The 17,702-nt window shown below is 66.1% G+C and carries 15 protein-coding genes; 3 read left to right on the top strand and 12 right to left on the bottom strand.

The annotated features are described in order from the left end of the window. The first annotated feature begins 25 nt into the window (after positions 1-25). Genes zwf through pgl form a run of 3 tightly spaced genes read left to right on the top strand, consistent with a single transcriptional unit; the run spans position 26 to position 3,287 of the window. Positions 26-1,567, top strand: a complete 1,542-nt coding sequence (gene zwf / locus K2F54_RS00210; RefSeq protein ID WP_220603843.1) for a glucose-6-phosphate dehydrogenase — start codon at positions 26-28, stop codon at positions 1,565-1,567. Further along, the gene (locus K2F54_RS00215) at positions 1,564-2,520 is read left to right on the top strand and encodes a glucose-6-phosphate dehydrogenase assembly protein OpcA (RefSeq protein WP_220603844.1); all 957 of its coding nucleotides are present in this window, start codon (positions 1,564-1,566) and stop codon (positions 2,518-2,520) included. Before zwf ends, K2F54_RS00215 begins: the two co-directional genes overlap by 4 nt. Beyond that, positions 2,517-3,287: a 6-phosphogluconolactonase gene (pgl, locus tag K2F54_RS00220; protein ID WP_220603845.1), complete on the top strand. Its 771-nt coding sequence runs from the start codon at positions 2,517-2,519 to the stop codon at positions 3,285-3,287. Before K2F54_RS00215 ends, pgl begins: the two co-directional genes overlap by 4 nt. 63 nt (positions 3,288-3,350) lie before the next feature. Here the strand turns inward: pgl and K2F54_RS00225 are convergent, their stop codons facing one another. From K2F54_RS00225 to coaE, 12 genes are all read right to left on the bottom strand, one after another. After that, entirely contained in the window at positions 3,351-3,719 is a 369-nt protein-coding gene (locus K2F54_RS00225; RefSeq protein ID WP_220603846.1) for an RNA polymerase-binding protein RbpA, read from the bottom strand. Between the two features lie 159 nt (positions 3,720-3,878). Beyond that, entirely contained in the window at positions 3,879-4,130 is a 252-nt protein-coding gene (gene secG / locus K2F54_RS00230) for a preprotein translocase subunit SecG (RefSeq protein WP_220603847.1), read from the bottom strand. Positions 4,131-4,245: 115 nt separating this feature from the next. Continuing rightward, on the bottom strand, positions 4,246-5,037 hold the full coding sequence (gene tpiA / locus K2F54_RS00235) for a triose-phosphate isomerase (protein WP_220603848.1): 792 nt from the start codon (positions 5,035-5,037) through the stop codon (positions 4,246-4,248). Then, complete coding sequence (locus K2F54_RS00240; RefSeq protein WP_220603849.1) at positions 5,028-6,242, bottom strand: phosphoglycerate kinase; 1,215 nt, start codon at positions 6,240-6,242, stop codon at positions 5,028-5,030. Before K2F54_RS00240 ends, tpiA begins: the two co-directional genes overlap by 10 nt. 14 nt (positions 6,243-6,256) lie before the next feature. Further along, positions 6,257-7,261, bottom strand: a complete 1,005-nt coding sequence (gene gap, locus K2F54_RS00245) for a type I glyceraldehyde-3-phosphate dehydrogenase (protein WP_220603850.1) — start codon at positions 7,259-7,261, stop codon at positions 6,257-6,259. 70 nt (positions 7,262-7,331) lie between these two features. Further along, the gene (locus tag K2F54_RS00250; RefSeq protein ID WP_220603851.1) at positions 7,332-7,958 is read right to left on the bottom strand and encodes a superoxide dismutase; all 627 of its coding nucleotides are present in this window, start codon (positions 7,956-7,958) and stop codon (positions 7,332-7,334) included. Between the two features lie 138 nt (positions 7,959-8,096). Continuing rightward, the gene (whiA, locus tag K2F54_RS00255; RefSeq protein WP_220603852.1) at positions 8,097-9,077 is read right to left on the bottom strand and encodes a DNA-binding protein WhiA; all 981 of its coding nucleotides are present in this window, start codon (positions 9,075-9,077) and stop codon (positions 8,097-8,099) included. Positions 9,078-9,133: 56 nt separating this feature from the next. Next, entirely contained in the window at positions 9,134-10,009 is an 876-nt protein-coding gene (gene rapZ / locus K2F54_RS00260; RefSeq protein ID WP_220603853.1) for an RNase adapter RapZ, read from the bottom strand. Positions 10,010-10,069: 60 nt separating this feature from the next. Then, positions 10,070-12,046 (bottom strand): excinuclease ABC subunit UvrC, encoded by a 1,977-nt coding sequence (uvrC, locus tag K2F54_RS00265; protein ID WP_220603854.1) that lies wholly within the window; start codon positions 12,044-12,046, stop codon positions 10,070-10,072. A gap of 13 nt (positions 12,047-12,059) precedes the next feature. Next, positions 12,060-14,927, bottom strand: coding sequence for an excinuclease ABC subunit UvrA (gene uvrA / locus K2F54_RS00270; protein WP_308287430.1), 2,868 nt, complete (start codon positions 14,925-14,927; stop codon positions 12,060-12,062). 87 nt (positions 14,928-15,014) lie between these two features. Continuing rightward, a complete protein-coding gene (gene uvrB / locus K2F54_RS00275) occupies positions 15,015-17,078 on the bottom strand; it encodes an excinuclease ABC subunit UvrB (RefSeq protein ID WP_220603856.1) in 2,064 nt (687 codons plus the stop codon). A 9-nt stretch (positions 17,079-17,087) separates the two neighbouring features. Further along, positions 17,088-17,681: a dephospho-CoA kinase gene (coaE, locus tag K2F54_RS00280; RefSeq protein WP_374107213.1), complete on the bottom strand. Its 594-nt coding sequence runs from the start codon at positions 17,679-17,681 to the stop codon at positions 17,088-17,090. Between the last annotated feature and the right edge of the window lie 21 nt (positions 17,682-17,702).

Genomic DNA, 17,702 nt, shown 5'->3' on the forward strand with positions numbered 1-17,702 from the left:
TCGCTTTCACCCTCTAAGGAGTTGCATGTCCCCGGTGGAAATCACCCCGGAGTTCAATCCGTTACGTTCCCCCTCCGACTATCGCCTCAATCGGATTGCGGGGCCGTCTAGCCTCGTCATCTTCGGCGTGACCGGAGACCTGTCGCGGAAGAAACTCATGCCCGCCGTCTACGACCTCGCCAACCGGGGCCTGTTACCGCCCGGGTTCGCCCTGGTCGGGTTCGCCCGCAGAGACTGGGACAACCAGGACTTCATGCAGGTGGTGCACGACTCCGTCAAGGAGTACGCGCGCACCGAGTTCCACGAGGATGTGTGGGCCCAGCTCGCCGAAGGCATCCGGTTCGTACCGGGCACGTTCGACGACGACGCCGCCTTCGAACTCCTCAAGGAGACCATTGAGGAGCTCGACCGGGAGCGGGGCACCATGGGCAACCATGCGTTCTACCTGTCGATCCCGCCGAAGGCGTTCCCCCAGGTGACCGAGCAGTTGCGCCGGTCCGGCCTGGCCGAGCAGAAGGACGGCCAGTGGCGACGCGTCGTCATCGAGAAGCCGTTCGGCAGCGATCTCAAAACCGCTCGTGAGTTGAACGACGTCGTCGAGTCCGTCTTCCCGGCCGATTCGGTGTTCCGTATCGACCACTACCTGGGTAAGGAGACGGTGCAGAACATCCTCGCGCTGCGCTTCGCGAACCAGCTCTACGAACCGATCTGGAACGCGAACTACGTCGACCACGTGCAGATCACCATGGCCGAGGACATCGGCGTGGGCGGGCGGGCCGGTTACTACGACGGCATCGGTGCCGCACGCGACGTCATCCAGAACCACCTGCTTCAGTTGTTGGCGCTCACCGCGATGGAGGAACCCATTTCCTTCGACGCGGCGGACCTGCGCACGGAGAAGGAAAAGGTCCTGGCGTCGGTACGGCTCCCCGACGACCTGGCAACGGGCACGGCGCGCGGGCAGTACGCCGGCGGCTGGCAGGGCGGCGAGAAGATCCTCGGCTTCCTCGAGGAAGACGGCATGAACCCGGAGTCTCTCACGGAGACGTACGCGGCACTGCGCCTGGAAATCGACACCCGACGCTGGTCCGGTGTGCCGTTCTACCTGCGAGCAGGCAAGCGCCTGGGCCGCCGGGTGACCGAGATCGCCGTGGTTTTCAAGCGGGCACCGCAGTACCTCTTCGAGAAGAGCCAGACGGCCGCGCTCGGTGAGAACGCCCTGGTCATCAGGGTGCAGCCCGACGAGGGTGTCACCATCCGGTTCGGCTCCAAGGTGCCGGGCGTCGGCATGCAGGTGCGGGACGTGACCATGGACTTCGGGTACGGCCACGCCTTCACCGAGGCCAGCCCGGAAGCGTACGAGCGTTTGATCTTGGACGTTCTGCTCGGAGACCCGCCGCTCTTCCCGCGCCATGAAGAGGTTGAACTCTCCTGGAAGATTCTCGACCCGATCGAGGAGTTCTGGACCACCCAGGGCCAGCCGGAACAGTACCGACCCGGAACCTGGGGGCCCGCATCAGCCGACGAACTGCTGTCACGAGACGGCCGGAACTGGAGACGACCATGATCGTCGATCTGCCCAACACCACCACAGCCAAGATTTCCAAGGCCCTCGTGCGCATCAGGGAGGAGGGCGGCGCCGTCGCCCTCGGCCGGGTGCTCACTCTCATCATCGCCGCGGAACTCGGCCAGGAGGAGGAGGCCATCGGGGCCGCGAACGATGCCTCCCGTGAACACCCGATGCGAGTCATCGTGCTGTCCACCCAGGCCGACGCGGCCGATTGTGAACCGCGTGTCGACGCGGAGATCCGGGTGGGCGGCGACGCCGGAGCGAGCGAGGTCATCGTGCTCCGCGCCTACGGTGACGCCGCGAGCGACCCCGAGAGCCTGGTCACGGGCCTGTTGCTGCCGGATGCTCCCGTCGTCGCCTGGTGGCCGGGTGAAGCCCCTGCGGTGCCGGCCGAGTCTCCGCTCGGCCGGATCGCGTACCGGCGGATCACCGACGCGTCCGCGCAGGCCGACCCGCAGGCCGCCCTCACGCAGATCTGCAGTTCGTACCGCCCCGGCGACACCGACTTCGCCTGGACCCGGCTCACTCTGTGGCGTGCCCAGCTCGCGGCCGTCCTGGACCAGCCGCCGTACGAGAGCATCACCGCGGTGTCCGTCACCGGTGCGCTCGACTCCCCCTCGACGACCCTGCTGGCCGCATGGCTGCAGTTGGCGCTGCAGGTCCCCGTGCATTACGAACTGACCTCTGGCGCGAACGCGAACGGCATCCACGGCGTGCATCTCACCCGGTCCTCCGGCGTCATCTCCCTCGAACGCGAGGTTCCCGGCATCGCCACGCTCACCCAATCGGGTCAGCCGGTGCAAGACCTCACCCTCAAGCGCCGCAGCCTGCGGGATTGCCTCAGCGACGAACTCCGTCGCCTCGATCCCGACGAGCTGTACGGCCAGGTCATCACCCAGGGACTCCCCCAACTGGAGGGTCCCGCCACACCCACTGGAGAGCACTCATGACTCACGACAGGCGCGTTCTCGTCCACGATGACAAGGCGGCCCTGGTCGCCTCCGTCGCGGAACGGTTCATCACCAAGATCACCGAAATCCTGCACGAGCAGGGCCACGCGCACGTCATCCTGACCGGCGGAAGCGTCGGCACCGGGGTGCTGGAGGCGATCAACGCCTCCCCGGAGCGCGACACCGTGAACTGGTCCAAGATCGATGTGTGGTGGGGCGACGAACGGTGGGTCCCGCGCGGACACGCCGACCGCAATGAGGTGCAGGCCAGGGCGGCCTTGCTCGATCACATCGACATTCCTGCCGCCAATGTGCACGCCTTCCCGGCGTCTGACGAGGGCCTGAAGCTCGATGTCGCCGCCGAACGGTACGCTGCCGAGTTGCAGACCTTGGCCGGCCCAGACGCACTGGTGCCGCAGTTCGACATCACCTTCCTCGGCGTTGGTCCGGATGGCCACATCGCGTCGCTGTTCCCGCACATGCAGGGAATCCGGGAGAACGACCTCAGCGTCATTCCCGTGCTGAATTCGCCCAAGCCGCCGTCTGAACGGCTCAGCCTCACCCGCTGGGTGATCAACTCCTCCGAGCGCATCTGGCTGGTCGTCTCCGGGCCGGACAAGGCCTCTGCCCTCGGCCTGGCCCTGGCCGGCGCCAGCCGCGATGAGGTCCCGGTCGCCGGCATCCGTGGCCGCCACTACACCGACTTCTTCGTCGACGGTGAGGCGGCCGCCGAGGTGCCGGAGAACCTGATCGCCCAGCCCAACTAGGCGTCGTTCAGACACACAAAAAGCGCATCGGTTCCTCGGAACCGATGCGCTTTTGTGGTGCTGCTAGTTGGTGGCGCTGAGCTTGCCGCGGCGAACCCGCAGCTGAAGCAGGGCCTCTTCGAGGAGGGACTCTGCCTCTTCCTCGGTGCGACGCTCCTTCACGTAAGCAAGGTGCGTCTTGTACGGCTCGAGCTTGACCACCGACGGCGGATTCTCCTTGTCGCGGCCGGCAGGCAGCCCCGACGACGGGCAGTCGATCGTGTCGGGAATTTCTTCATCCGGCAGGTTCGCCGCGAAGTACCTGACGGTCTCGTTTCCGAGGGCGTCCCAGTAGGACACCCGGATCCGATCGGCGTGAAAACCGCGGTCCTGCTCGCCCATGGGGCCCGCTCCGACTCGCGAGCCGCGAATTGCGCTTCCACCAGATGCCATTGTGTTCCTCCGCTAAAACTGTTCGGCTTGTTCGGGATGTTCCGCTCAGGTCCGGTCCCGCCGTGGGAGACCGGATGCGACGGGGTCGCGAGCTATGGTGCGTGATGCAGTACCGGGTTCACCAGCCGCGGGGTACGGGGCTGCCGAGCCGGCGTCGCGTCAGGCTCCGGTATCGAATTTGGTGATCAGGCCCAGCACGATGATGCAGGAAATCCACAGTACGGCCAGGATGATCGTGATGCGGTTGAGGTTACGTTCGGCGACGCCTGAGGCGCCGAGGTTCGAGGTGACTCCGCCGCCGAACATGTCGGACAGCCCACCACCGCGACCCTTGTGTAACAGAATGAGCATGGTGAGCAGGAGGCTCGTAATACCGAGCAGGACCTGCAACACAACCTGGAGAATCTCCACGCGAAACCTTTCACAAAACGATGGACGCTAGAGCTCCACCAAGACCAGTGGCAATTATAGCCTGACGGCAGACGAAACCCGCCGTGCCCCCCGCAGGGGGCACAGCGGGCGATCGCTACAGTCCGACGTGCTTCTGGAAGCGGATGATGCTGGAGAACTCCGCAATGTCCAGGCTGGCACCACCGACGAGAGCGCCATCGACGTTGGGCTCCTTCATGAAGCCGCCGATGTTCACGCCCTTGACCGAACCGCCATACAGGATGCGGGTCTTGTCGGCGACATCCTGGCCGAGAACCTCTGCCAGGGTCAGGCGCAGCTGGGCCGCGACCTGTTCGGCCTGTTCGGGCGTGGCGGCCTTGCCGGAGCCGATGGCCCAGACCGGCTCGTACGCCACGACGATGTCCGCGGCGGCGTCCACTCCGGCCAGTGCGGCCTTCAGCTGAGCGACCGGCACGGCACTCGGGCCGTGCAGTTCCAGGTCCGCGGCGGTCTCGCCGACACAGATGATCGGAACCAGGTTGTGACCCAGAGCGGCCGTCACCTTGGCGGCGACGACCTCATCGGTCTCGTTGTGCAGGGTGCGACGCTCGGAGTGACCGATCAACACGTACTGGCATTCGAGCGCGGCCAGGAAGGCGGCCGAGATCTCGCCGGTGTATGCGCCGGACTCCTGGGTGGAGACGTCCTGTCCGCCGTAGGCGAGGGGCAGCTTGTCGGCTGCCACCAGAGTCTGCACGCTGCGCAGGTCGGTGAAGGGCGGGAAGACGGCGACCTCTGTGGTGCTGAAGTCGTGGTCTGCGTCCTTGAGGCTCCAAGCCAGCTTCTGCACGAAGGCGATGGCCTGGAGGTGGTCCAGGTTCATCTTCCAGTTTCCTGCGATCAGGGGGACACGCGTGTTTACTGCCATCCGAGGACCTCCAGTCCTGGCAGTCGCTTGCCCTCGAGGAACTCGAGGCTGGCGCCACCGCCGGTAGAAATATGACCGAACTGGTCATCGTTGAAACCGAGGATGCGCACGGCGGCGGCGGAGTCTCCCCCGCCGACCACGCTCAGCCCGTTGACCTCGGTGAGTGCTGCGGCAACCGTGCGGGTGCCGTCGGCGAACGGTGCCAGTTCAAAAACGCCCATCGGGCCGTTCCAGAAGACCGTCTTCGAGTCGCGGATGATCGTGGCGAAGGCCGCGGCCGTGTCCGGTCCGATGTCCAGGCCGAGTCCTGAGGCCCCGAACGGGGTCTCCTCGATCTGGTCAGCCGGTGTGGTGACGTATTCGGCGTCGGCACCGAACTTCGAGGCGACGACCACGTCGGTCGGCAACACGATTTTCACGCCGAGACGTTCGGCCTCGGTGAGGTATCCGCGCACGGTCTCGATCTGGTCGGCCTCGAGCAGGCTGGCGCCGACCTTGTGGCCCTGGGCCGCGAGGAAGGTGAACAGCATGCCGCCACCGATCAGAAGCGAGTTCACCCGCGGGAGCAGGTGTCCGATGACGCCGAGCTTGTCCGACACCTTGGAGCCGCCGAGGATCACCGTGTACGGCGCCTCCGGCTTCTCGGTCAGGCGGTCCAGCACGTCGAGTTCTGCTGCGATCAGCAGGCCGGCCGCGCTGGGCAGGATCTGGGCCAGGTCGAAGACGCTGGCCTGCTTGCGGTGCACAACACCGAAACCGTCGGAGACCAGGGCATCGCCCAGGGCGGACAGTTCCGTGGCGAAGGCCACGCGTTCGGCCTCGACCTTGCTGGTCTCGCCGGCGTTGAAACGCAGGTTCTCCAGCACGACGATGTCGCCATCGGTGAGGGCGGCGACGGCAGCCTGGGCGGCCTCGCCGACGGTGTCGGCGGCGAAGGCCACCGGAGTGCCGATCAGCTCGGCCAGGCGGGCCGCTACCGGCGCCAGGCTGTACTTGGGGTTGACCTGGCCGTCAGGACGCCCGAGGTGAGAAACGATCACCAGACGGGCGCCCTGTTCGACCAGAGCCTTGAGGGTGGGCAGGGACGCCCGCACGCGGCCATCGTCGGTGATCTGACCGTCCTTCAACGGAACGTTCAGATCACACCGAACGATGACGCGCTTGCCGCGGAGCGATCCCAGCGATTCGATAGTGCGAAGCGTCACTGCGTATCCCCTAGTTAGAGACGCTCGGCGACGAACTCGGTGAGGTCAACCATGCGGTTGGAGTAGCCCCACTCGTTGTCGTACCAGGAGGACAGCTTGACCTGGTCGCCCAGGACGCGCAGCAGGCCGGCGTCGAAGATCGAGGAGTGCGGGTCGGTCACGATGTCGCTGGAGACGATCTCGTCTTCGGTGTACATCAGGATGCCCTTGAGGGGGCCCTCTGCTGCAGCCTTGTACGCGGCCTTGATGGCTTCGACGGTGACCGGCTTCTCGGCGACGACGGTCAGGTCGGTGATGGAACCGGTGGGAACGGGTACGCGCAGTGCGAAGCCGTCAAGCTTGCCGGCGAGCTCCGGGAGGACGATGCCCAGGGCCTTGGCGGCACCGGTGGACGTCGGGATGATGTTGACAGCGGCGGCGCGGGCGCGACGCAGGTCGCTGTGCGGGCCGTCCTGCAGGTTCTGGTCTGCCGTGTACGCGTGGATGGTGGTCATCAGGCCGCTCTTGATGCCGAAGTTGTCGTTGAAGACCTTGGCCAGCGGTGCGAGGCAGTTGGTGGTGCAGGAGGCGTTCGAGATGATGTCGAACTTGGCGGAGTCGTAGGTCTCCTCGTTGACGCCCATCACGATGGTCGCAACGTCGCCGGTGGCGGGAGCGGAGACGATGACCTTCTTGGCACCGGCAACGATGTGCTTACGCGCATCGTCGGCCTTGGTGAAGCGGCCGGTCGACTCGATCACGATGTCAACGCCCAGGGCGCCCCAGGGAAGGTTGGCCGGGTCGCGCTCGGCGAGAACCTTAATCGGCTTGCCGTTGACGAGGATGGAGTCACCCTCGACGGAGACGGTGGCGTCCAGACGGCCCGTGATGGAGTCGTATTTGAGGAGGTGCGCCAGGGTCTTGGTGTCGGTGAGGTCGTTGACGGCGACGATTTCGATGTCGCTGCCCTGGGCCAGTGCGGCGCGCAGGTAGTTGCGGCCAATGCGGCCAAATCCGTTAATGCCGATCTTTACAGACAAAATAGCTCCTGTTATTGATGACGCGTGTGGCGCCGGGTGGTGGGAAGGAAAAGAACTGAGGACGAAGGGACTAGGAGAGCAGCAGCAGACCGCTGGTCTTGTCGCGGGCGGCCGTGAAGCGCGCCTGGACGTTCTCCCAATCGACGATGTTCCAGAAGGCCGTGACGTAGTCGGCGCGCACGTTCTGGTAGTCGAGGTAGTAGGCGTGCTCCCAGACGTCGAGCATCAGGATGGGCACGGTGCCGGCAGCGAAGTTCGCCTGCTGGTCGAAGAACTGCTGGATGATCAGGCGCTGCCCGATGGAGTCCCAGGCCAGAACAGACCAGCCAGAGCCCTGCACGCCCATGGCGGTGGCCGCGAAGTGGGCCTGGAACTTGTCGAAGGAGCCGAAGAAGTCGTCGATGGCGCTGGCCAGTTCACCGACCGGCTTGTCGCCGCCGTTCGGGGACATGTTGGTCCAGAAGATCGAGTGGTTGACGTGGCCGCCGAGGTTGAAAGCCAGGTCCTTTTCGAGTTTGTTGACGTACACCAGGCTGCCGGAATCCCGGGCCTCGGCCAGCTGGGCGAGCGCGGTGTTCGCTCCGGTCACATACGCCTGGTGGTGCTTGCTGTGGTGGAGTTCCATGATGGTGCCGCTGATGCTCGGCGCGAGCGCCGAGTAGTCGTAAGCCAATTCAGGCAGGGTGTATTCGGCCATAGCTTGTATCTCCTCATTTATGTGGCAGCGGCAGGATTTCTCTGCCCATCTGCACTGTAAGTGACCATTTCAGTCTACTCAGGTGACGGGGGGACGTTGGTCCCCTGAGCCGCTCGGCGCCTGGGCGGCGCGGGCGCCTCAGACGTCGTCGAGGTCGGCAGGCAGGTTGGCGTCCGTGCCGGGGATGCCCAGGTCGACGGCCTTCTTGTCGGCCATCGCCAGCAGGCGGCGGATGCGTCCGGCGACGGCATCCTTTGTCATGGGCGGGTCGGCGTGGTGGCCGAGTTCATCGAGGCTGGAGTCGCGGAAGGAGAGTCTGAGCTCGCCCGCGTAGCGGAGGTGCTGGGGAATGTCATCGCCGAGGATCTCCATGGCCCGGTCGACCCTGGCGCACGCGGCCACGGCCGCCTGCGCGGAGCGGCGCAGGTTGGCGTCGTCGAAGTTGACCAGGCGGTTGGCGGTGGCCCTGACCTCGCGACGCTGCCGCAGCGCCTCCCAGTTCAACACCGTCTCTGCCGCACCCATCTGCACGAGCATGGCGCCGATGGCGTCACCGTCGCGGATGACCACCCGGTGAACGCCGCGGACCTCACGGGCCTTCGCGACGATTCCGAGACGGCCCGCGGCGCCGACGATGGCCATCGCTGCCTCGTTGCCGGGGCAGACGACCTCGAGTGCGGCAGAGCGGCCGGGGTCGGTGAGGGTGCCGGTGGCGAGGAACGCGCCGCGCCAGACGGCCGCGATCTCGTCTTTGGAGCCCGTGGTCAGCCGGTTGGGCAGGCCGCGAATCGGGCGGCGCCTGGCGTCGAGCAGACCGGTCTGCCTGGCGAGGGTTTCGCCGCCGTCCAGGACCCGCACCAGGTAGTGGTTGGTGCGGCGCAGCCCGGAGGCCGTGATCACGGTCACGTCGCTGCGCACGCCGTACAGTTCGGCGAGGTCTTTGCGTACCCGCCGGGCCAGGAGCGGCGTATCCAGCTCCGACTCGATGGCAATCCGGCCGGAGATCATGTGGAGGCCACCGGAGAAACGCAGGATCGTCGCCAGTTCGGCCGCGCGGACCGTGGTCTTGGAGACCTCGACGCGAGCTAGTTCATCTTTGACGTCGATGGTGAGTGCCAATCGTCATATCCATTCTGTTGTTCACGGTCTGGCGTCTTCGTGACGCAGACCTGTCGTCATTCTCGTCCGAGGTCGCGGTGTTTGAGACTCACCGCAACGCCGGGAAATTCTTGGAGCAGTCTGGCCAGTTCCCTGGCCATGGCCACGGAGCGGTGCTTGCCGCCCGTGCAGCCGATGGCGATGGTGGCATGGCGCTTGTTCTCGCGCTGGTAGCCGGCCAGCACCGGTCCGACGGCGGCCGCGTAGGCGTCGATGAACTCCCGTGCGCCTTCCTGACCGAGGACGTAGTCGCTGACCTCCGGGTCGAGGCCGGTGTGGGGCCGAAGGTCGGGGATCCAGAACGGATTCGGCAGGAACCTGGCATCGGCGACCATGTCGACGTCGGTGGGCAGACCGTACTTGAAGCCGAAGCTCATCACGGTGAGGTGCAGTCCGGCGGCGTTCTCCGCGGCGAAGCGTTCCGTGATGGTGGTGGCCAGTTGGTGGATGTTGAGATCGGAGGTGTCGATGACGATGTCGCAGGATTCGCGGACCACGGCCAGTCGGGTACGTTCGGCGGAGATGCCGTCCAGGATCGTGCCTTCACCCTGCAGCGGGTGCGGCCGCCGGACGGCCTCGAACCGGCGGACGAGCACGTCGTCGCGGGCTTCGAGGAAGATCACCCGCACCTGGGTGCCGGTGCGCAGGGCCTGAACGAGTTCCTGGAAGTCGCCGAAGAAGTCCCGGCCACGGATGTCGACGACGGCCGCGATCTTCGGCAGGCTGGTTCCGGCCCGGCCGACCAGTTCGACCAAGGGGCGGAGCATCTGCGGGGGCAGGTTGTCCACAACGTACCAGCCGAGGTCCTCCAGGGCATTCGCCACTGTCGATCGCCCGGCGCCGGACATGCCCGTGACGATGAGCATCTCCTGCTTCTCGGTCTCGGTGCTCATGCTGGATTATGCCTTCGGTCGAAACGAGTGAATGTCCAGCTTATCGACCGGGGGAACGGTTCAGGCGCGCAGGTGCCGGTGAATGCCCTCGGCGAGGGCCGGTCCGATGCCCCTGATCTCGGCGATCGAGTCCACCGAGGCCTCCCGCAACCGAGTCACCGAGCCGAAGTGCTGCAGCAACACCTTGATCCGGGCGGGGCCAAGACCGGGGATTTCGCCGAGAATCGTGTTGATGTCCCGTTTGCGTCTGGCCCGCTGGTGGGTGATGGCGAAACGGTGCGCCTCGTCACGGATGCGTTGGATGAGGAAGAGGGCGTCGCTGTTGCGCGGCAGGATCACCGGGTAGTCCGAATCCGGCAGCCAGATCTCTTCGAGCCGCTTCGCGATGCCGCACAGGGTGATGCCCTCGACTCCGGACTCGCGGAGCGCCCTGGCCGCGGCGGCGACCTGGGGCTGGCCACCGTCGACGATGAGCAGGTTGGGCTGGTAGCGGAACTTCTTCCGCTTCGCCGCCACCTCGGTGCTGTCCGCGGTATCGATCGGGACGTCTGGGCCCGCTTCGACGGTGACAGCGTCGAGGTCGGGTGCAGCTGCGGCCGGCGCTTCGGTCACGCTGATCACCCCGCCCGTCGGCAGCGCCTCCGGGGTGGCGTCGTCCGGGCGGAGGTAGGCCAGCCGCCGGGTGAGCACCCGGTAGAGCGAGTCGGTGTCGTCGGTGGACTCCGGCACGCCGAACCGGCGGTATTCGTCCTTGCGCGGCAGGCCGTCCTCGAACACGACCATCGACGCGACGATGTTCGTGCCGCCGAGGTGGGACACGTCGTAGCATTCCATCCGCAGCGGCGCGGAGTCCATCCCCAACGCCTCCTGCAGGTCCTCGAGGGCCTTGGACCTGGCCACGAAGTCGGAGCTGCGTCTGGTCTTGTAGAGCATCAACGCCTGCTTGGCGTTCTGGGTCGCCGTGGTCAGCAGGGCGGCCTTCTCGCCGCGCTGCGCGGCGACGAGTCGCACCTTGCGCTTCGCGATCTCGCCCAGCCAGCCCTCGAGGGCGTCCGCGTCGTCTGGCAGTTCTGGCAGCACGATCTCCCGCGGCGGCACGGCATCGCCGGTGTACGCGGTCTGCATGATCGAGTCGACCAGTTCACTCATGCTGAGGTCGAGTTCCTTGTCGACGACCCAACCGCGCACACCCCGGATGCGCCCGCCGCGCACGATGAACAGCTGGACCGCCGCGGCGAGTTCGTCCTGCTCGATCCCGAACAGGTCGATGTCAACGTTGTCGCGCAGCACCACGGCGCTCTTCTCCAGCACCGAATTGAGCGCCTTCACCTGGTCGCGGCGCCTGGCGGCGGTCTCGTAGTCCTGGCTGAGGGCGGCTTCCTTCATCTCGGCGGTGAGGCTGTTGATGAGTTTGCGGTCCTGGCTGCCCATGAAGCTGACGAACTCGTTGACGATGGCGCGGTGTTCTTCGATGCCGACGGTGCCGGAGCACGGTCCGAAACAGCGGCCGATCTGGCCCGCGAAACAGGGTTTGCCCGACTGCATGGCTCGTTTGTAGTTGGCGTTGTTGCAGGTGCGAATGGGAAACGCCTTGAGCATCAGGTCGATGGTCTCGTGCACCGCCCACACCTTCGGGTACGGGCCGAAGTACCTGGCCCCCTTGATGCCGGTGGTGCGGGTCACCAGGGCCCGCGGTGCCTCGTCAGCGAGGGTCACCGCCAGGTACGGGTAGGACTTGTCGTCCTTGAACTGCACGTTGAACGGCGGATCGAACTCGTTGATCCAGGTCCACTCCAGCTGCAGAGCCTCGACCTCGGTGCCCACGGTCGTCCACTCGACGCTCGTCGCGGTGGTCACCATCCGTCTGGTGCGTTCGTGCAGGCTGCTCAGCGGGGCGAAGTAGTTGCTCAGCCGGGCACGGAGGTTCTTGGCCTTGCCTACGTACAGCACCCGGCCGGAGGGGTCCCTGAACCGGTAGACGCCGGGTTCGGTGGGGATCTCCCCCGCCTTCGGGCGGTAGCTCAACGCATCAGACATGTTCTTCCCCTGCCTAACCCGCGGCGAGGACCTCCTTCAGGAACATACCGGTGTGGCTCTTCTTGACGCTGGCAACGTGCTCGGGGGTGCCGGTGGCGAGTACCTTGCCGCCGCCGGAGCCGCCCTCTGGGCCGAGGTCGATGACCCAGTCTGCGGACTTGATCACGTCGAGGTTGTGCTCAATCACGATCACGGTGTTGCCCTTGTCGACGAGGCTGTTCAGCACCAGCAGAAGCTTCCGCACGTCCTCGAAGTGCAGACCGGTTGTCGGTTCGTCGAGAACGTAGACGCTGCGGCCGTTGGACCGGCGCTGCAGCTCGGTGGCGAGCTTGACCCGCTGAGCCTCACCGCCGGAGAGCGTGGTGGCGCTCTGACCCAGGCGCACATAGCCCAGGCCCACCTCGACGAGGGTCTTGAGGAACCGGTGGATCGACGAGATCGGTTCGAAGAACTCGGCCGCCTCGCTGATCGGCATGTCCAGGACCTCGGCGATGTTCTTGCCCTTGTAGTGCACGGTGAGGGTGTCGCGGTTGTACCGCGCTCCCCCGCAGACCTCGCAGGCCACGTACACATCGGGCAGGAAGTTCATCTCGATCTTGATCGTGCCGTCGCCGGAGCAGGCCTCACAACGCCCGCCCTTGACGTTGAAGCTGAACCGGCCGGGCAGGTAGCCGCGGGCCTTGGCTTCCATGGTTTCCGCGAACAGGGTGCGGATCTTGTCGAACACGCCGGTGTAGGTGGCCGGGTTGGACCGCGGGGTGCGCCCGATCGGGGCCTGGTCGACGTGGATGACCTTGTCCAGCTGGTCGAGGCCGGTGACCTTGGTGTGCCGGCCGGGCAGTTTGCGGGCGCCGTTGAGCCGGTTGGCGAGCACCCGGTAGAGCACGTCGTTGACCAGGGAGGACTTGCCGGATCCGCTGACGCCGGTGACGGCGGTGAAGACGCCGAGCGGGAACTTGACGGTGACCTTCTTGAGGTTGTTCGCCTCGGCCCCGACCACGGTGATTTCCCGTTCGGGGTCGAGGGCGCGCCGATCCGTCGGGGTCGCGATCGATTTGCGCCCCGACAGGTAGTCGCTGGTGAGCGAGTCGGTGTTGGTGAGCAGGTCGGCGTAGGACCCGGAGTGCACAACGTGCCCACCGTTGACGCCGGCGCCCGGTCCAATGTCGACCACCCAGTCGGCTGTCTTGATGGTGTCCTCGTCGTGTTCGACGACGATCAGGGTGTTGCCGAGGTCGCGGAGCGCCACCAGCGTCTGGATCAGGCGCCTGTTGTCACGCTGGTGCAGGCCGATGCTGGGCTCGTCGAGCACGTAGAGCACACCCGTCAGCCCTGAACCGATCTGGGTGGCCAGGCGGATGCGCTGCGCCTCACCGCCGGACAGGGTGCCCGCCGCCCTGGCCAGGCTGAGGTAGTTCAGGCCGACCTGGAGCAGGAAGTCCAGGCGCACCTTGATCTCGCGCAGCACCTGGGCGGCGATGGTCTTCTCGCGGTCGGTCAGCTCGAGCTTGTCCATGAACTGGCGCGCATCGGTGAGGCTGAGCCGGCAGATGTCGGCGATGCTCTTCTCGTGTACCAGAACGGCGAGCACCTCGGGCTTCAGCCGGGTGCCGTCGCAGACGGGGCAGTCCACCTCACGCAGGTATTCACCCCAGCGCTGACGCTGGGTGTCGGTCTCCGCCTGCAGGAACTGGCGCTCGATATATGGCACCACGCCCTCGAAGCCGGAGGTGTAGCTCATCTCCCGGCCGTACCGGTTCTTCCACTTGACCTTGACCTCGAAGTTGTCCCCGCGCATGACGGCCGTGCGCACCTCGTCGCTGAGCTTCTTCCACGGTGTGGTGAGCTTGAACTTGAGGTCGCGGGCGAGCCCGTCGAGCAGCTTCTCGTAGTACTGGAAGAGGCCCTTGCCCTGGGTGGTCCAGGGCAGCACGACACCCTCGGCGATGCTGAGGTCGGGGTCGCCGAGCAGCAGGTCTTCATCGACCGACATGCGGGTGCCGAGACCGGAGCACTCCGGGCAGGCGCCGAACGGGGCGTTGAACGAGAAGGTGCGCGGTTCGATCTCGGTCAGCTGCACCGGGTGGTTGTTCGGGCAGGAGAGCTTCTCGGAGTAGCTCTGCCAGGCCTCGTCGCCCTCGAGGTCGACGTAGTTGACCAGCACCAGCCCGTCGGTGAGCTTCAGCGCCGTCTCGAGCGAGTCGGTGAGGCGGCTGAGCAGGTCGGGGCCCGCCACGAGGCGGTCCACGACGACGGAGATGTCGTGCTTGACCTGCTTCTTGAGCGTGGGCGGTTCATTCAGCTGAATCTGGGTGCCATCGACCATGGCGCGGGAGTAGCCGGACGCGGCCAGTTCCTTGAACAGGTCGACGAACTCGCCCTTCTTCTGCGAGACGATCGGGCTGAGAATCTGGTACCGGACCCCGTCCTCCATCTCCATCAGCTGGTCGGCGATCTGCTGCACGGTCTGCGACTGGATGATCTCACCGCAGATGGCGCAGTGCGGCACGCCGATGCGGGCCCAGAGCAGGCGCATGTAGTCGTAGATCTCGGTGATGGTGCCCACCGTGGACCGCGGGTTGCGGTTGGTGGATTTCTGGTCGATCGAGACCGCGGGGCTGAGACCCTCGATGAAGTCGACGTCGGGTCGGTCGACCTGGCCGAGGAACTGCCGTGCGTACGCCGAGAGCGACTCGACGTAACGCCGCTGGCCCTCGGCGAAGATGGTATCGAAGGCGAGCGACGATTTTCCCGACCCGGACAAACCGGTGAACACCACGAGCGAATCGCGTGGGATGTCGAGGTTGACGTTGTGAAGATTGTGGACGCGAGCGCCGCGGACGCTGAGTTGAGAGCCGTGCTCTACCTCTGAAATTGACACCATTCGAGTCTATGCAGTGCCACCGACACTCCCGTGCCACCGACGTGCCCCTGACGGTCGCTGACAGCGAACGCCGGGGGCACGGCGCTAGTTCAGGTGGCCGGCCTTCTCCATCTGCCGCAGTTCCCGCTTGAGCTCGGCGACCTCGTCGCGCAGCCGCCCGGCCAGCTCGAACTTGAGTTCACCGGCGGCCTCGAGCATCTGGGCGTTGAGGTCGGCGATGATCGACTCGAGGTCATTCGCGCCGTTCGCCGCTAGGCCCTTGCGCACCGACGGGGTGGGGCTGCGCCGCCTGGCGTCCCGGCCGGCGAGCAGCTCGGCCGTGTCGGCCTCCTCGCGGGAGAGCGCGTCGGTGATGTCGGCGATGCGCTTGCGCAACGGGGTGGGGTCGATGCCGTGCAGGGTGTTGTACTCCACCTGCTTCTCCCGCCGCCGGTCGGTCTCATCGATGGCCCTGGCCATCGAGTCGGTGATCCGGTCGGCATACATGTGCACCTCACCGGACACGTTACGGGCGGCTCGACCAATGGTCTGGATGAGCGAGGTGGAGGAGCGCAGGAACCCTTCCTTGTCGGCGTCGAGGATGGCCACCAGGGACACCTCGGGCAGGTCGAGGCCCTCCCGGAGCAGGTTGATCCCCACCAGCACGTCGTACAGCCCCTGGCGCAGTTCGGTGAGCAGCTCCACCCGGCGCAGGGTGTCGACGTCGGAGTGCAGATAGCGCACCCGCACGCCGGCTTCGGTGAGGAAGTCGGTGAGCTCTTCCGCCATCTTCTTGGTGAGGGTGGTGACCAGCACCCGCTCGTTGCGCTCCACGCGCAGGCGGATCTGCTCGAGCAGGTCGTCGATCTGACCGGCAGACGGCTTGATGATGATCTGCGGGTCGACCAGACCGGTCGGGCGGATGATCTGCTCGACGATGCCGTCGGCGATTCCCATCTCGTACTTGCCCGGCGTGGCGGACAGGTAGACGGTCTGGCCGACCCTGCCCTTGAACTCGTTCCACTTCAGCGGACGGTTGTCCAGGGCGCTGGGCAGTCGGAAGCCGTGCTCGACCAGGGTGCGCTTGCGGGACGAGTCGCCCTCGAACATGGCGCCGATCTGGGGCACGGTCACGTGCGACTCGTCGATGACGACGAGGAAGTCGTCGGGGAAATAGTCCAGCAGGCAGTGCCCGGGCTCCCCGGCGCTGCGTCCGTCGATGTGCCGGGAGTAGTTCTCGATGCCGGAGCAGAAGCCGATCTGTTCCATCATCTCCAGGTCGAAGTTGGTGCGCATCCGCAGACGCTGGGCTTCGAGCAGTTTGCCCTCGCGTTCGAGCTGGCCGAGGCGCTCGGCGAGTTCTTCCTGGATGGTGACCATCGCCCGTTGCATGACGTCGGTGGAGGCCACGTAGTGCGAGCCGGGGAACACCGAGACGGCGTCGAGCTTCTTCACCACGTCGCCGGTGAGCGGATGCAGGCTGTACAGCGCCTCGATCTCGTCGCCGAACATCTCGATCCGGATGGCGAGTTCCTCGTACATCGGAATGATCTCGATGGTGTCCCCGCGCACCCTGAAGTGCCCGCGGGAGAAGTCGATGTCGTTGCGCTGGTACTGCATGGCCACGAATCGGCGGATCAGGGCGTCCCTGTCGACCTTCTGGCCGACCTGCAGCGCCACCATCGCCTCGAGGTAGCCCTCGGGGGTGCCGAGGCCGTAGATGCACGACACCGTGGAGACGACGATGACGTCCCGGCGACTGAGCAGCGAGTTCGTGGTGGAGTGCCGCAGCCGCTCCACCTCCTCGTTGATCGAGGAGTCCTTCTCGATGAAGGTGTCGGTCTGGGGTACGTACGCTTCAGGCTGGTAGTAGTCGTAGTAGGAGACGAAATACTCGACCGCGTTGTGCGGCATCAGTTCGCGGAACTCATTGACGAGCTGCGCGGCCAGGGTCTTGTTGTGGGCGAGCACCAGGGTGGGCCGCTGGACCTGCTCGATCAGCCAGGCCGTGGTGGCCGATTTACCGGTGCCGGTGGCACCGAGCAGCACGATGTCGGTCTCGCCGGCGTTGATACGGCCGGTGAGCTCGGCGATCGCGGCCGGCTGGTCACCGCTGGGGGTGTACTCGCTCACGACCTCGAAGGGGTGAACGGCGCGGGTGGGTTCCATGCTTCCAGTCTAAGGAGCGCCACCGACACCGGCGTCGGAGTGCGTGCTCCGCAGCCCCCGCAGGCGTTCATCCCAGAGCCGGTCGACCTGGTCGATGGTGTGCTCGAGGGAGCCCATCGAGTCGATCACGACGTCCGCGACCGCGAGCCGGTCCACATCGGCCGCCTGGGCGTTGATCCGGCTGCGGGCGTCCGCCTCGGCCATCCCGCGGAGTTCGATCATGCGCTGCACCCGCGTGTCCGCGTCGGCGTGCACGACAACGATCAGGTCGAACGGGTGCCCCACGGAGGCCTCCACCAGCAGCGGCACGTCGTAGACGATGACCACGTCGGGGTCGGCCCGTTCGGCGTCGGCGATCGCCGCGGTGGAGAGCAGCCGCACGGCGGGGTGGACGACCTTGTTGAGCACGCTGAGGGCCGCCGGGTTGTCGAAGACGATGGCGCCCAGGCGCGCCCGGTTGAGGCTGCCGTCCTCGGCGATGACCTCGGGGCCGAAGATGTCCGCGATGTGCGCCAGAGCATCAGTGCCAGGCGCGACCGCGGCCCTGGCCAGCTGATCGGCATCGATGATCACGGCCCCGTGCTCGGCGAATCTCTTCGCCACGGTGCTCTTTCCCGATGCGAT

The sequence above is a fragment of the Cryobacterium inferilacus genome, assembly GCF_019599185.1.
Classification (GTDB): domain Bacteria; phylum Actinomycetota; class Actinomycetes; order Actinomycetales; family Microbacteriaceae; genus Cryobacterium; species Cryobacterium inferilacus.

Coding starts and splice junctions, on each gene's coding strand:
- zwf (WP_220603843.1), top strand. CDS start 26: ATGTCCCCGGTGGAAATCACCCCGGAGTTCAATCCGTTACGTTCCCCC.
- K2F54_RS00215 (WP_220603844.1), top strand. CDS start 1,564: ATGATCGTCGATCTGCCCAACACCACCACAGCCAAGATTTCCAAGGCC.
- pgl (WP_220603845.1), top strand. CDS start 2,517: ATGACTCACGACAGGCGCGTTCTCGTCCACGATGACAAGGCGGCCCTG.
- K2F54_RS00225 (WP_220603846.1), bottom strand. CDS start 3,719: ATGGCATCTGGTGGAAGCGCAATTCGCGGCTCGCGAGTCGGAGCGGGC.
- tpiA (WP_220603848.1), bottom strand. CDS start 5,037: ATGGCAGTAAACACGCGTGTCCCCCTGATCGCAGGAAACTGGAAGATG.
- K2F54_RS00250 (WP_220603851.1), bottom strand. CDS start 7,958: ATGGCCGAATACACCCTGCCTGAATTGGCTTACGACTACTCGGCGCTC.
- rapZ (WP_220603853.1), bottom strand. CDS start 10,009: ATGAGCACCGAGACCGAGAAGCAGGAGATGCTCATCGTCACGGGCATG.
- uvrC (WP_220603854.1), bottom strand. CDS start 12,046: ATGTCTGATGCGTTGAGCTACCGCCCGAAGGCGGGGGAGATCCCCACC.
- uvrB (WP_220603856.1), bottom strand. CDS start 17,078: ATGGAACCCACCCGCGCCGTTCACCCCTTCGAGGTCGTGAGCGAGTAC.